Origin of the sequence: Pseudomonas anguilliseptica (assembly GCF_021375795.1) — a bacterium.
GTDB classification, from domain to species: Bacteria; Pseudomonadota; Gammaproteobacteria; order Pseudomonadales; family Pseudomonadaceae; genus Aquipseudomonas; species Aquipseudomonas anguilliseptica_A.
The window spans coordinates 1-13,256 of record NZ_JAEIOI010000007.1; the positions used below are offsets into that span (position 1 = coordinate 1).

The following is a 13,256-nucleotide window of genomic DNA, read 5'->3' on the forward strand; positions in this document are numbered from 1 at the left end:
CAGGCGCAGATCACACGCCAGCTAGTAGCCGGCGAGGTCTTGCGGCAGTGATTGCAGAACATCCACACCACGGGAGCCGGCCTGCTTAGGACTTGGCCGGGTCAGCAGCCTGGGCCGCTGGTTTGGCTTGTTGGCCGTTGGGTTGTGGAGCTGCAGCGCGGGGGGCTGTCTTGGCAGACTCGACGTGCAGCACGATGAATTTGCCGGCGTTCTTTGAGCCGCGTTCGATTTCAACGGTGACGCGGACGGGCTCCAGCACATCGAGGTCTTTGCAGGAGTTCCAGACTTCATCGCGAACGTCTTCGGATACCTGCATTGAGAGCAGAGAAATGCCCACGTCCTTTTCGCCGTCCGGTTCATCGCCCAGATAGACCTTCACCAGATCCACGTTGTCGAACTTCACGCGTTCAGCGCTGATAAATGCCAATTCCATAGTTGTGCGTGCCATGTTTACTTCCTCGCTTAGTTGCGCGTTATTGCGCTGATTTACCTTTCAGCAGGCCGAGCGAGTCCACGCGGGGAAACTTTCGTTTTTTCCCGAGAGTGGTTTTCTCGACTTGCCGGGGTTTAAAGCCGGGTTATGCGTTGAACTGTTTTGCGGTGAACACCAAGGGCCTCGCCCTTGTCATCCCGTTTCGCCACCTGCGCCCGCGACTGGTGAACCAGTCCCGGACACAGGCGGCGATCTACTGGGTGGGCCTGTCTTGCTTTGAATGATTGCCAAGGCAGCAACAATGCCGAAGGTAAAACCGAGGCGCTCGGCGTGTGTATAGGCCAAACGTGGATCAGTCCTGCCAAGCGTTGGAGTGCTGGCCATACGGCCGAGCCAGTAGCCACCAATCACGCAGACAATCGGGACTAGGCAGAGAACAAACGTAGAAAGAGGGTCAAAGCCGATCATGCGCTCACCCCGTCAGCTCGAAAGGTTCGTGTAGCGGCACGAAAGGCACCGGCTTGCCGATGTTTTCCACAACGCTCCAATACTTGGGCGGTCGGTCGCTTGGCGTGTGTTTCTCGCAGGTAAAGGCCGGGGTTATTGACCACTGCGCCTGTTGAACCTTCCAGACGCCACCGATTAAACGCATTTGTGTAATACGCACTCGCGAAGCAGACGCGGGGCGGCATTGGTCGCAGGGTTTGGACTGGCCAGTAGTGGGCTTGGCCATCTCGGCCTTTGACCAGCAGACAGAGCAGTCGCAGTTCTCGGCGTGCTGGGCTGGAGAGTAGAGGTTCATGGCTCATGCAAACCCCCTTAGCTGTAGTCGCCGGGCAAAAACTCGGTTTTGCCTTGCTGGAGGTCTTGAAGGAGCTGGTGGACGTTCACCAGGGAATGACGGCCAACGTTGACGGTTGGAAGGGTGGCTACGTTGCACATGCCAAGCACAACGGTTTTGCCCTTGGCTTCAAGGCCAGTCAGGCGGGCGAATTCTTCACGGGTGCAGAATGGGGGAAACGTCACGATAACCTGCATTAGCGTGCCACTCCCTGTTGATTACGTGTGCCTGCCATAGCCGCTAACCTCACAAAGTCTCATAATGTCTAATAAGTAAGTGTGAGGAATATTTCCTCATTTGTGAGGAATAATACCTCATGAATATTTCCTCACACAGGTAATGTTCCTCATTTTTTAGATGAATTTAGAATATGGAAGAAAGGCTAAGAGAGGTTGTCCGTTATATAGGGCCCTCAACGCTGGCCAAGCGCACCGGTAAAGAGCGGCAGCGCTGGCAGACGGTTGCGACCGACATAAGGACGAAAGCGAGGCTTGAGGACTTCGCTGCGCTGATCAAGGCGTACCCGGAGTATGAGCTGTACATCGTTCACGGGGAGATAGACCCCGGACGTGGACAGATCAGTCCGGGGTACAGCGAAGCGGATGGAAAATTAGCAGAACAAAAAGCGGGCAGCAGATAACAGCGGAAGTGGCCCGGCGATGGTTCGGAAGGACAACAACGTAAAGTAGAAAGCTGCTTGTCAAGCGGTCTTATTCAAGTGGAGAGCTTGAAATATTGACTGGCCAACTTTTCTACTTAGTTCGGTAGGTACGGCATTACCAAGCTGACGCATTACTTCACCCCAAGCACCTTGGAACTCGAAAGAATCAGGGAAAGTCTGTATTCGCGCACTTTCTCTAACGGTGAAGTAGCGAACGCTTCCATCTTCAAACCTGATCATGTTTTCACCGCCAGGAACGCCATGCCCTCCGGCTTTTAAGGTCTTAGAGGGTTCGTCGATATAGCTTCCGGTATGACCAGGGTAAACTTTTGCGCCGCTTTTGAATTCATGGTGATTGTATGATTTAGCAAGAGGCGATCTAGGGTCTGGAAGATCACAAATTGCATCACGAACAGTCACCCAAGGCTTATGCTGGGGTTCAAATAAACCATACTTTTTTATAAGCTTTTCAGCAGCATGTTTTTCTTTTGCATTATCTAATGGGTTTTTTATGCCGTGTCTTGCCCAATAAGATTTGGTGACCCACTTGTCCCATAGTAGGGAATCTTCTGAGTGTGTTGGCTGAGGGAATGACCAGTTGGCATTAATGTCAGATCGAAATCCAACAATAAATACTCGTTCGCGTTTTTGAGGGACGCCATAGTCGGCAGCATTTAAAAGTCGATATACAACATTGTACTCAAGTTCTGTATGACTGCTTTGAGTGTGGTAGCGCTCAAGTCTTGATCGATGTTGTAGCCAGTCTTCTTGAGGCTCTTTTGCAATAGACGGATATTGCAGTTGTAAAATAATATATTCAAAATAATTGATGAAGCTCTTGCGGAGTAATCCTTTAACGTTCTCGAAGACAAAGGCGCGAGGTCTTTTTTCGCGAATAGCACGAACAGCCTCAGGGAACATGTCTCTAGCATCTGTGTTGCCTTTAGCCTTTCCACCAAGGGAGAAAGGCTGGCAAGGTGGGCCGCCGGAAACAAGATCTACTGTGTCGGTTACGCTTAAGTAGTCAAACTTAGATACATCACCTTCGTAAAGAGAAGATCCGTGATCAAATATTTTATTTGAACGGATGGTTTGGCAGGCATCTTTGTTAAATTCAACAATGGCTTTAGGTGTGAAACCCGCATCATGAAGCCCTATTGCAAGGCCGCCTGCACCAGCAAAAAGCTCAATTGAATTTAATCTTGGCATTTGTTTAGTATTCTCTTCTTGGAGGTTTGTATGCATTTATTTTTTGCATAATAAACTCTATTGCTCTTGGTTGCCCTGTTAGTTGGGCTGCATAGTATCGTCCAGGGTGTAAGGTATCCCACTCTGATGGGGACTGATTATACCTTCCCGCGCCGGGTGCGTTAATACCAAATCCATCAATATATGAGTTCCAAAGAGGATTGTATTGCCTGATCAAGTAGGACTCCATTGCTCCTATCATATCAGTTGCTCTGCCTTGAAGAATCATAAATCTGCAAAGAAAATCAGATTCCCTAAGGTTTCTAGCTTCCGAAATACTTCTAAGATGTTTATTTAATCTTAATCGTAAGGCTGCATTGTTTAAAGTTCTCAAGCCCTGTCTTGAGCCTGAAGGCACAGCTTTGCCAACGTAGATAGGATGCATGGGCGGCAAAATACCTTCGTAACACAAGCCTTCGGTTGATTTCAGAAATAGAGCATAAACTCCGGCGCCACTGAATATTGGAAGGTTGTTAAGTTGAAAATATGGAGTGCCTTCAAAAAAATCAAAACAAGGTTTTACTACTGCATCTATTTTAGAGTCAGAAATATTGACAATGTGATTGTTGATGTCAAACAAGATATGTTCCTTTTCTCTTGTTGGTGAAAACTTTTAATTATTAGTTTGGAGCGTGTAGGCAGCCGTGCTTGGTTGGATGCTGTGAAGTGCAGTAGCAGTAGATAAAGCTACGCATCATGAAACGGGCACAGACGGCGTGGGAAACTACATGATTTCGGAAGGGATCGTCACTAGAGAAAGGAAAAAGATGACTAAATGCACCTAAGGCTGGGTGACTACAAAGGCTATTTTTCGTTCAAGATTGTGAGAGATTGAGGCGGTAGAGGGGCTAAAAGAGGCTAAAAATAAGGGGTTGTGAGAGATTGTTAGGCGTAAGCGATCATACGCCCAAGTCACAAGGAGACTGCGATGCTGGAAAGCCAGGACTATCAGTGCCCTTATTGCGGCGAGCAGGTGGAGGCGTTGCTTGATCTGTCTGCGGGGGATCAGCAGTACATCGAGGATTGCCCGGTGTGCTGTCGGCCCATCGTGTTTTCGCTGCAGACCGACGGCGAAGACTGGAGCCTGGACGTGCGTGGAGAGAATGACTGATGCAGCGAATCTACGAGCCGCAGGACCTTATGGAAGGTGAGCTGTTGCTGGGGATGCTGGCCAGTGAGGGGATCGACGCCTATCTCACCGGGCAGCACTTGGCGGGTGCGGTGGGTGAGTTACCTGCCTGCGGTCTGCTCGGCGTGATGGTTGAGGACGCGCAGGCACACAGCGCACAACAGCTTATCGCCGCGTACAATGCCGCGCTGCCGCTACCTGGCGATGAGCCGGAGAGTATCCAGGGTACGCTGCTCTGCTGAGGCCGCCCGCCGAATTCACTGTCTTTTTGTCTTTGCCATCGAGTTGCCCATGTGTGGACGCTTTGCCCTGTTTCGCTGGACGCCTGCCTTTGCGGCCACTCCCGGTTTTCCCACTGACCAGTTGCCACATTGGAGCATCTCGCCCAATAGCCAGGTGCTGCTGCTGCGCAATGTCGAGGGCGTGCGTCAGTTGGCGCGTGCACGCTGGGGACTGACGCCGCCCTGGCTGACGGACCTGACCAAGACCCCAGCCCAGGCGCGGGCTGAAACCCTGGCCGAGCAGCCGATGTTCCGCGAGGCGTTTCGCCTGCGTCGTGGTTTGTTGCCGGCCAATGGTTTCTACGAGTGGCGGGGGGCGGCACGCAAGCGGCCGTATTGGTTAAGCGGCGACGGCGTGCCGTTGCTGCACTTTGCTGCCTTGTGGGAGGCGTATCCGGTTGAGGGGCATGTCTACCTCAGTGTGGCAGTGGTGACTCAGGCGGCGGCCAGTCAGCGTCGGCCACTGATTCTCAGTGAAGAGGCGCAAGATGCCTGGCTGGATGCAGATGCTTCTCCGGCGCAGCTGCAAGCGTTGCTGAGCAGCCCGCAGCCACAGTTACGCGAGCGGGTGCTGGCTAATCTGGTCAACGATCCCAAGCTGGATGCGCCGGAATGCCTGACGCCGGCCTAAATTGAACTGGGTGATAGAAGGGCAGGCTATCGCGCAGCCTGCCCTTTTTATTGCTGCCAGGATCAAACCCTGAACTGGTTGATCAGGCGACGCTGCTGCTCGGCCAGCTTGGTCAGCTCGGCGCTGGCCTGGCTGGCCTCGTCGGCACCGCTGGCCACTTCATTGGCCACCTGGCCGATATTGGTGACGTTGCGATTGATGTCTTCGGCTACGGCACTTTGCTCCTCGGCGGCGCTGGCGATCTGCGTGTTCATGTCGTTGATCACCGAGACCGCCTGGGTGATCGATTCCAGCGCGGCGGCTGCCTGGCTGGCCTGTTGCACGCTGACTTCAGTCTTGCTCTGACTGTCCTCCATCACCTTGACCACATCGCGGGTGCCCTGTTGCAGTTGCTGGATCATGGTCTGGATTTCTTCGGTGGCTTGCTGGGTTTTTTGTGCCAGGTTGCGTACCTCGTCGGCCACCACGGCAAAGCCACGGCCTTGCTCGCCAGCGCGGGCGGCTTCGATAGCGGCGTTGAGGGCGAGCAGGTTGGTCTGTTCGGCAATCCCGCGGATGGCCACTAGGATGGCGTTGATGTTTTCGCTGTCCTTGGCCAGCGTCTGCACCACGGTCACGGCCCGGCCGATTTCCTGGGCCAGGGCGGCGATCGCATCGGCGGTATGCTGCACCGTCTGTTTGCCCTGGTTGGCAGCACGGTCCGCGTGGTTGGCGGCCTCGGCGGCATGGGTGGCATTTCGCGCCACATCTTGGGCGGTGGCGGTCATTTCATGCACGGCAGTGGCGACCAGTTCGATCTCCGCCATCTGCTTCTGCACGCCCTGGTTGGTGCGGATGGCGATGTCGGCGGTGTGCTCTGAGGAGTCGCTGACCTTCTGTACCGAGGTGACCACCTGGCTGATCATGGCCTGCAGCTTGCTCAGGAAGGTGTTGAAGCCGAGGGCGATCAAACCCAGTTCGTCCGCGCGGTCGGTGCTCAGGCGGCGGGTCAGGTCGCCTTCGCCCTGGGCGATGTCATCGAGCATTGCCACCATCTGTTTCAACGGACGGGCGATGCCGTAGCCGACAAACCACACCACCAGCAGACCAATCACTGCAATCAGCAGGCCGACCAGAGCCATGCCAAAGGTGTCTGCCTCGCCCTGTGCGCGCAGGTCGGCCTGCATGCTGTGCAGGTCGGCCATGACAGTCGTGACGGGCAGCGACAGCATCAGCACCCAGCGCGCATCGGTGTTGCCGATGTTGAAGCTGAGGAACAGTTCGATGTGATTCTTCGCCGGGTCATCCTGTTCGTCGATGTTGTAGGTTGCCTGGCCGGCCTTGAGGGCTTGTAGATTAGCCACTTCATTGGCATCAAGCAGCTCGTTGGCCGGCTTGCCGAGTTTGTCCGGGGCCTGGGTGGAGGCCACCAGACGGCCGTTACTGGCGATCAGGGCCATTTCCCCAGCGCCGTCATACAGCTGGTTGTTGGCCTTGAGCAGCAGTTCCTGAATGAAGTTCACCGCCAGGTCAGCCCCGGCAATGCCGCGGAATTCGCCGTTGACCAGGATGGGCGAGGTGAAGGACGCGAGCATGATCATCTTGCCGCCGACGTCATAGGGCGCGGGATCGATCACACAGGGGCGTTTGCGTTCTTTCGGGCAGAGGTAGTATTCGCCTTCGCGTACCCCGGTGGGCAGCAGGGTTTCACTTTCCAGAGAACCGAGCGAATCAATCCCCAGGCTACCGTCGGCATTGCGGAACCACCAGGGAATGAAGCGTCCGGTGCCATCGTAGCCATTGTCCTTGGGCCCGGCATAGACATCGTCGTTGCCGTCGAAGGCATTCGGCTCCCAGCCGATGTAGCTGCCCAGCAGTTTGGGGTTCTGTGCGGTGGTTTCGTGCACCAGATTGGTCAGTTCTTCGCGGCTGGTCGACAGCAGGGGGCTGCCATTGCTGTCCTGCATGCCCAGCAAGGCATTGACCCGTGCCAGGTCGGCGGTGATCTGCAGGGGTGACTCCAGTTCGCGCTGGATCTCCAATACCTGCGCTTGGGCCAGGGCCGTCAGGCGTTGTTCAATAACCTGTTCGAGCAAGCCCTGAGTGCGTTCCTGCACCAGTACCTGACTGCGGTTGCTGGCAAACAGGGCGTACAGCACCAGCGCGACGACCACGGCGAGGACGCTCGCGCCGGCCAGTGCGGCAACGGAAAACTGGATGGACTTGAGCTTCATGGGTACTCCGGCAAGAGGTATGTGCCTATCCCAGGCTATCGGCAGGTTTGTCTGAAATCCTTAATCGCCCTGTGCTGATAAAAGATGGCCTCTGCTCATTCTGCAAGTTCGGTGGTTGCCCGGCCGGGAGGGGCGGCCTAGCATACGAGGCTTGTTCACCAGGAGATTCAGCATGAAACAGTTGTTGCCATTATCCGCGCTGGTCGCGGCCTTGCTGCTGGCAGGATGCCAGGCTGTGAATACCACCAGTGGCGGCGCCGTAGGTGTCGAGCGTAAGCAGTACATGTTCAGCATGCTCTCGACCCAAGAGGTCAACCAGATGTATGCGCAGTCCTACCAGCAGACGCTGAGCGAAGCATCGACCAAGGGTGTGCTGGATAAAACCAGCAATAATGCCAAGCGCCTGCGCACCATTGCCGACCGCCTGATCAAGCATGCCCCGTTGTTCCGGCCGGATGCGGCGCAGTGGCAATGGGAGGTCAACCTGATCAAGAGCCCTGAGCTGAACGCCAACTGCGGCCCAGGCGGCAAGATCATTTTCTACAGCGGGATCATCGAAAAGCTCAAGCTCACCGACGATGAGATTGCCGCGATCATGGGCCACGAAATGGCCCACGCCCTGCGCGAGCACAGCCGCGAGGCGATGTCCAAAGCCTATGGTGTCGAGCTGGCCAAACAGGGCGCGGGTGCCTTGCTCGGTCTGGGTTCTGACAGTCTGGCCCTGGCAGATGCGGCCGTGCAATACGGCATGATGCTGCCCAACAGTCGCGGCAATGAGAACGAGGCTGATCTCATCGGTCTGGAGCTGGCGGCCCGTGGCGGCTACAACCCCAATGCAGCAGTCAGCCTATGGCAGAAAATGGCCGCCGCCAGCGAAGGTGCCCCGCCAGAGTTTATGAGCACACACCCCTCGTCGAGCAGCCGAATCGCTTCTCTGCAGGCGGCAATTCCCAAGGTGATGCCGTTGTATGAGCAAGCGCGCTAACACGCGGTAAACAAAAAAACGCCTAATTAGGCGGTTTTTGTTGTGTGCTATTTATTCAGGGCAATGCCTTGGCGGCAAAGGGCTGAGTGGCCAGGCCGAGTTGTGCGCGGAAACTCTCCATGTCGAACATGGTGCAGATTTCCTTGATCTCGTTGTTCGGTGTCAGCGTCCAGAACGCCATGGCGGAAATGCTCAGCACCTTGTCACTCGGCGGATAGCCCAGAGCAGGTTTCTGGATGGTGCCGATCAGGGTGCTCCAGGTCACCACCTTATCGCCCTCGGCGATGCACTCCTCGACCACTACTTGCAGGTCAGGCATGGCATGGCGAATGTCCTGCACCATCTGGGCAAAGGCAGCGCTGGACAGTGGTCGGCCGATAAATGAGCTTTTATAGAGAAAGTCTGGGCTGTGCATGTGCTCGGCGAGCGCGGTGCGGCCCTTGTTCCACGAGAGTTCGATATGGTGGCGAACCAGTTTTTTACGATCATCCAGTGACATGCATGTCTCCCTGACGGCTGAGTGGGCAGGATGTTGCGCACTTTACAGCCGTCCGAAAGTCGGAGTATTGGCCGAAACGCCAGCGACCTGGCGTCAAACCGATGTCAAATAAAGCCGCTGAATTTCAGCGCTTGATACCCCGCGTACACCGCCAGTGCTGCAAAGGCGCAGGCGGCCAGGCGGCGAATCAGGGTCAGTGGCAAACGTTCGGCGGCAAAGTTGCCCGCCAGTACCACAGGTACGTTGGCGATCAACATGCCCAGCGTGGTGCCGATGACCACCAGAATGAAATGCGGGTACTGCGCGGCGAGCATCACCGTGGCTACCTGGGTTTTATCGCCCATTTCCGCCAGGAAGAAGGCGATCAGCGTGGTCAGGAATGGGCCATAGCGCTTGAAGCTGGAGCTTTCGTCGTCATCCAGTTTGTCGGGAATCAGGGTCCACAGCGCTACGGCGACAAAACTGGCGGCGAGGATCCAGCTCAAGGTGGCAGGGGAGAAGAAGCTGGCAACCCAATTACCGATCGCCCCGGCGGCAAAGTGGTTGGCCAGGGTCGCGACGACGATGCCCCAGATGATCGGCCAAGGTTTGCGAAAACGCGCCGCCAGCAGCAAGGCCAGCAGTTGGGTCTTGTCGCCAATTTCGGCGAGGGCAACGATAAAGGTTGGGACAAACAGGGATTCGAGCATCAGGCTTTCCTAAAGGGGCGGGTCGACACGGCTATGACACGTACAGCCTTCCCGCCCCGGGTAAGGTGTGCGTGTCATAGGTCTTGTCAAACCGCAGGCCCCTCTGAGTGGGCCTTGGGTCGCACGCGCCATGCTCTGCGGAGCAAGTATGTTGACGCGTGCCGGGCGAGCTGGCGCTCGCGGGAGACTACTCCCCTAGGACGCGCGCATTCTGCCCGCGCATCCGTAATAGGGCAAGTCCCGTTTAGCCTTTGCGGGCGCAGTAGATGCGAAAGCCCTGGGCGTCGGCCAGGGTCTGGCAGGGGCCGAGATGCTGTTCGATCAGCGGTGGGTATTTGAGAAAACTGTTGGCGACCAGGCGCAATTCGCCTTTGCTGGCCAGGTGCTGGCTGGCTTGGCGTAGCAGGTGCTCGGTGGCCTGGTAATGGGTGTGCACTCCCTGGTGAAAGGGTGGGTTGCTGAGGATTGCACTCAATCCCGTGGGCGCGGCATCAATACCGTCACCATTGATGACATCGGCTTCAAGACCATTGGCGGCCAAGGTCAGGCGGCTACTTTCGACGGCAAAGGCGTCCACGTCCAGCAGAGTAATCCGGCTGTCCGGGTAGCGGCGTTTCAGCGCCGCACCGAGTACGCCAGCGCCGCAGCCGAAATCCAGAATATGGCCGCTGGGTAGATCGTCGAGGTGTTCGAGGAGCAGGGCGCTGCCGACATCCAGGCGGCCGTGGCTGAATACGCCGGGCAGGCTGAGCACGCTGAGTGGGCCATCAGCCAGTTGCAGTTCATAGCGTTGCGCCAGGCTATGCAGGTTCGGCGCGGCGGATACGTGCTCAACCCGTACTTGCCAGAGCTGGCAGTGCCGCGCGCTGTCGAGCTTACGTGCTTTGCCGAAGTTCGCTAGTTGCTTGGCCGCGCGTTCAATGCCGGCGCGTTTTTCTCCGACCAGAAACAGCTCGCGCCCGTCGAGGCGCGCCGCCAGGGTATTGAGCAGGTATTCGGTCAGCTCGCGGGACTTCGGCAGAAACAGTACGGCTGCGTGAAAGTCGCGCTCACCGGGCTGGGTGCCAAAGTGGCAGCGAGTGCTGAAGCGGGCGTCCAGCAGTGCGTGTTCACCGGCATGCCAGCTCCAGCCGTGGGCCTCAGGGCATTGGGCAAGCAGGTCATCCGCTGGCAAACCGGCAAGCAGCAGCGAGCCTTTGAATAGATCGGCCTGGCGTAGCAGTACTTCGCTTCGCGGGTCCATAAGCGCTCCTTGAAAAAAGTCGCGTAGCTTAGCCGACAACGCGTATGGGCGTGCCGTTGAAGAAGGCCAGAGCATTTTCACTGAGCTGGCCGACGATGCGTTGCCGCGCTTCGCGGCTGCCCCAGGCGCTGTGCGGGGTGATGATCAGCCTTGGAATATCGACAGCGAGCAAGGGGTTGCCGTCTTTTGGTGGCTCCTGGGTCAGTACATCGGTTGCCGCACCGCCCAGGTGGCCTGCACGCAGTGCGTCAGCCAGTGCCTGTTCGTTGATCAGGCCGCCACGGGCGGTGTTGATCAGAAAGGCCGTGGGCTTCATCAGGTTGAGTTCGCGAGCGCCGATCATATTCAGGGTGTCGTTGTTCAGCGGGCAATGCAGGGTCAGTGCGTCGATCTGAGGCAGCAGTTCATCCAGTGGCAGGCGGTCGGCGCGCGCAGGGCGGCCAGGTAGCTGGCCGAGCAATACACGCATGCCAAAGGCTTCGGCCAGTTTGGCCACTGCGCCACCCAGTTCACCATGGCCGAGCAGGCCGAGGGTTTTGCCGTGCAGTTCGATAATTGGATGGTCGAGCAGGCAGAACTGCTGTGCCTGTTGCCAGCGGCCAGCGCGAATGTCCTGCTGGTAATCGGACAGCCGCGTGGTCAGTGCCAGTAGCAGCATCAGCGTATGCTGCGCCACTGAGGGCGTGCCGTAACCCTGGCAATTGCACACACTGACGCCGTGGGCGCGGGCGGCAGTCAGGTCAATCGGGTTGGTACCGGTGGCGGCCACCAGCACCAGCTTCAGCTCCGGGCAGGCGGCGAACACCTCGGCATTCAGCGGCACCTTGTTGCTGATGGCGACCTGTACGCCCTGCAGGCGTTCGATGGTTTGTGCCTGGGTGCTGTGTGGATACAGCTGCAGGTCGGCAAAGCAGCTGCTCAGGCTGGACAGGTCCAGGTCGCCCAGGTCGAGGGAACTGTGGTCGAGAAAGACCGCGCGGTGACTGTTACTCATCAGCTGTATCTATCCTGCGGGTTTGGGCGGGGAGTAAGGTGGCGAGCCTAACAGAATCATTTCGACGTCGCGGAGCCGCCCCATGTACTGGACCGAGTTTTTAGCTGTGGCCCTGATCCACTTGCTGGCTGTGGCCAGCCCGGGCCCGGACTTCGCAATTGTGGTACGTGAGAGCGTGACCCATGGCCGGCGAGCTGGGGTTTTCAGTGCGATAGGCGTGGGCTGCGGCATCTTTATCCATGTGGCCTATTCGCTGCTGGGGATCGGTTTGATCGTGTCGCAGTCAATTGTGCTGTTCAATGCGCTGAAATGGTTGGCGGCAGGCTATCTGCTGTATATCGGTATTCGCGCATTGCGCGCCAAGCCGGCGGTGCCTGCTGATGCAGAGTTGAGCCTGGAGGCAGCAGGGCGTTCACCGCGCGCTGCGTTTGTCGCGGGCTTTGTAACCAACGGCTTGAACCCTAAGGCTACGCTGTTCTTCCTGTCGCTGTTTACCGTGGTGATCAACCCGCATACGCCGTTGCCGGTGCAAGCGGGCTACGGTGTCTACCTCGCGGTAGCCACGGCATTGTGGTTCTGTATGGTGGCCCAGCTGTTCAGTCACCAGCGGGTGCGTGCCGGGTTTGCGCGGATGGGCCACTGGTTTGATCGGTTGATGGGTGCGGTACTGGTGGGGCTCGGGGTGAAACTGGCCTTCAGCGAGTTGCGCTAGGCCTGGTGCCTGTTATGAAAAAGCCCCGCATTTGCGGGGCTTTTTCGTTGAGTCGGCGGGCTTACTCGTCTTTGCCTTTGCTGCGCATAGCACGCTGCACTTCGCGGTCGGCGTCGCGCTCTTTCTCGGTATGGCGCTTGTCGAAATCCTTCTTGCCCTTGGCCAGGGCGATTTCGCATTTGATCAGGTGCGCCTTCCAGTACAACGATGTGGCCACGCAGGTGTAGCCTTTCTGCTGCACGCCCCCGAACAGTCTGTCCAGCTCACGCTTGTTCAGCAGCAGCTTGCGGGTGCGGGTTGGGTCCGCAATCACGTGGGTGCTGGCGGTTTTCAGGGGGGTGATGTGGCAACCCATCAGCCAGGCCTCGCCGTCCTTGAGCAGCACGTAGCTGTCGACCAGCTGAGCTTTGCCGGCGCGCAGACTCTTCACTTCCCAGCCGGCCAGGACCAAGCCAGCCTCGAACCTGGATTCGACGAAGTAGTCGTGCATCGCCTTCTTGTTTTGCGCGATGGTGCCTTGCGGGTGTTTCTTTTGTTTAGCCATAGGGCGCGCATTATAGGGAGTCACTGACGCGGGCGCTATGTGTGCGATACGGCAATACGGTCGCTGTTACAGAGAAAGCGGTTCTGAGTTGTATTGCTGGGTATAATTGCCGCGCTGATGACGCAGTGTATCAAGTGCCTGGTCAGTGGCTGA

17 protein-coding genes, 1 pseudogene and 1 riboswitch are annotated in these 13,256 nt (G+C 57.2%); of the genes and pseudogenes, 7 read left to right on the forward strand and 11 right to left on the reverse strand.

Annotated elements, in window-relative coordinates; genetic code table 11:
* Positions 1-85 precede the first annotated feature (85 nt).
* Together IOD17_RS18040 and pflM are read right to left on the reverse strand one after the other, a co-directional pair.
* Positions 86-448, reverse strand: coding sequence for a hypothetical protein (locus IOD17_RS18040; protein WP_233686411.1), 363 nt, complete (start codon positions 446-448; stop codon positions 86-88).
* Between the two features lie 457 nt (positions 449-905).
* Complete coding sequence (gene pflM / locus IOD17_RS18045) at positions 906-1,235, reverse strand: lysogeny maintenance protein PflM (RefSeq protein WP_233686412.1); 330 nt, start codon at positions 1,233-1,235, stop codon at positions 906-908.
* 5 nt (positions 1,236-1,240) lie between these two features.
* Between pflM and IOD17_RS18050 the strand changes: the two genes are divergently transcribed.
* Both IOD17_RS18050 and IOD17_RS18055 read left to right on the forward strand, forming a co-directional pair.
* Positions 1,241-1,474, forward strand: coding sequence for a hypothetical protein (locus IOD17_RS18050; protein WP_233686413.1), 234 nt, complete (start codon positions 1,241-1,243; stop codon positions 1,472-1,474).
* Between the two features lie 170 nt (positions 1,475-1,644).
* Entirely contained in the window at positions 1,645-1,914 is a 270-nt protein-coding gene (locus IOD17_RS18055) for a DNA-binding protein (RefSeq protein ID WP_233686414.1), read from the forward strand.
* 60 nt (positions 1,915-1,974) lie between these two features.
* Here the strand turns inward: IOD17_RS18055 and IOD17_RS18060 are convergent, their stop codons facing one another.
* Positions 1,975-3,180, reverse strand: coding sequence for a DNA cytosine methyltransferase (locus tag IOD17_RS18060; protein ID WP_233686415.1), 1,206 nt, complete (start codon positions 3,178-3,180; stop codon positions 1,975-1,977).
* The gene (locus IOD17_RS18065; protein ID WP_233686416.1) at positions 3,149-3,763 is read right to left on the reverse strand and encodes an Eco29kI family restriction endonuclease; all 615 of its coding nucleotides are present in this window, start codon (positions 3,761-3,763) and stop codon (positions 3,149-3,151) included. The genes IOD17_RS18060 and IOD17_RS18065 overlap by 32 nt, the downstream gene beginning before the upstream one ends.
* A 348-nt stretch (positions 3,764-4,111) precedes the next feature.
* Here IOD17_RS18065 and IOD17_RS18070 point away from each other — a divergent pair, with 348 nt between their 5' ends.
* The 3 genes from IOD17_RS18070 to IOD17_RS18080 are packed head-to-tail and all read left to right on the forward strand — an operon-like array spanning position 4,112 to position 5,224.
* The gene (locus IOD17_RS18070) at positions 4,112-4,294 is read left to right on the forward strand and encodes a CPXCG motif-containing cysteine-rich protein (protein WP_090375916.1); all 183 of its coding nucleotides are present in this window, start codon (positions 4,112-4,114) and stop codon (positions 4,292-4,294) included.
* Positions 4,294-4,554, forward strand: a complete 261-nt coding sequence (locus IOD17_RS18075; protein ID WP_233686417.1) for a putative signal transducing protein — start codon at positions 4,294-4,296, stop codon at positions 4,552-4,554. Before IOD17_RS18070 ends, IOD17_RS18075 begins: the two co-directional genes overlap by 1 nt.
* Positions 4,555-4,603: 49 nt before the next feature.
* Positions 4,604-5,224: an SOS response-associated peptidase gene (locus IOD17_RS18080; protein WP_233686418.1), complete on the forward strand. Its 621-nt coding sequence runs from the start codon at positions 4,604-4,606 to the stop codon at positions 5,222-5,224.
* Positions 5,225-5,286: 62 nt separating this feature from the next.
* On the opposite strand, the gene IOD17_RS19555 is transcribed toward IOD17_RS18080, so the two are convergent.
* Positions 5,287-6,129, reverse strand: coding sequence for a methyl-accepting chemotaxis protein (locus IOD17_RS19555; protein ID WP_418904294.1), 843 nt, complete (start codon positions 6,127-6,129; stop codon positions 5,287-5,289).
* A 12-nt stretch (positions 6,130-6,141) separates the two neighbouring features.
* Positions 6,142-7,437 (reverse strand): annotated as a pseudogene (locus tag IOD17_RS19560) (HAMP domain-containing protein); the annotation flags it as partial.
* A 172-nt stretch (positions 7,438-7,609) separates the two neighbouring features.
* Between IOD17_RS19560 and IOD17_RS18090 the strand changes: the two are divergent.
* On the forward strand, positions 7,610-8,422 hold the full coding sequence (locus IOD17_RS18090; protein WP_233686420.1) for a M48 family metallopeptidase: 813 nt from the start codon (positions 7,610-7,612) through the stop codon (positions 8,420-8,422).
* A 55-nt stretch (positions 8,423-8,477) separates the two neighbouring features.
* Here IOD17_RS18090 and IOD17_RS18095 read toward each other — a convergent pair whose 3' ends face one another.
* The 4 genes from IOD17_RS18095 to IOD17_RS18110 form a co-directional block, all read right to left on the reverse strand.
* Positions 8,478-8,921 carry an ester cyclase gene (locus IOD17_RS18095; RefSeq protein WP_233686421.1) on the reverse strand — a complete coding sequence of 148 codons (444 nt, stop codon included), beginning with the start codon at positions 8,919-8,921 and terminating at the stop codon, positions 8,478-8,480.
* Positions 8,922-9,025: 104 nt separating this feature from the next.
* The gene (locus IOD17_RS18100) at positions 9,026-9,610 is read right to left on the reverse strand and encodes a TMEM165/GDT1 family protein (RefSeq protein WP_233686422.1); all 585 of its coding nucleotides are present in this window, start codon (positions 9,608-9,610) and stop codon (positions 9,026-9,028) included.
* A 72-nt stretch (positions 9,611-9,682) separates the two neighbouring features.
* Positions 9,683-9,818, reverse strand: a riboswitch (yybP-ykoY riboswitch).
* A gap of 36 nt (positions 9,819-9,854) precedes the next feature.
* Positions 9,855-10,853, reverse strand: a complete 999-nt coding sequence (locus IOD17_RS18105) for a class I SAM-dependent methyltransferase (protein ID WP_233686423.1) — start codon at positions 10,851-10,853, stop codon at positions 9,855-9,857.
* Between the two features lie 28 nt (positions 10,854-10,881).
* Entirely contained in the window at positions 10,882-11,847 is a 966-nt protein-coding gene (locus IOD17_RS18110; protein WP_233686424.1) for a 2-hydroxyacid dehydrogenase, read from the reverse strand.
* A gap of 82 nt (positions 11,848-11,929) precedes the next feature.
* Between IOD17_RS18110 and IOD17_RS18115 the strand changes: the two genes are divergently transcribed.
* Positions 11,930-12,559, forward strand: coding sequence for a LysE family transporter (locus tag IOD17_RS18115; protein ID WP_233686425.1), 630 nt, complete (start codon positions 11,930-11,932; stop codon positions 12,557-12,559).
* Between the two features lie 61 nt (positions 12,560-12,620).
* Here IOD17_RS18115 and smpB read toward each other — a convergent pair whose 3' ends face one another.
* Positions 12,621-13,103 carry an SsrA-binding protein SmpB gene (smpB, locus tag IOD17_RS18120; protein WP_233686426.1) on the reverse strand — a complete coding sequence of 161 codons (483 nt, stop codon included), beginning with the start codon at positions 13,101-13,103 and terminating at the stop codon, positions 12,621-12,623.
* Positions 13,104-13,256 lie beyond the last annotated feature (153 nt).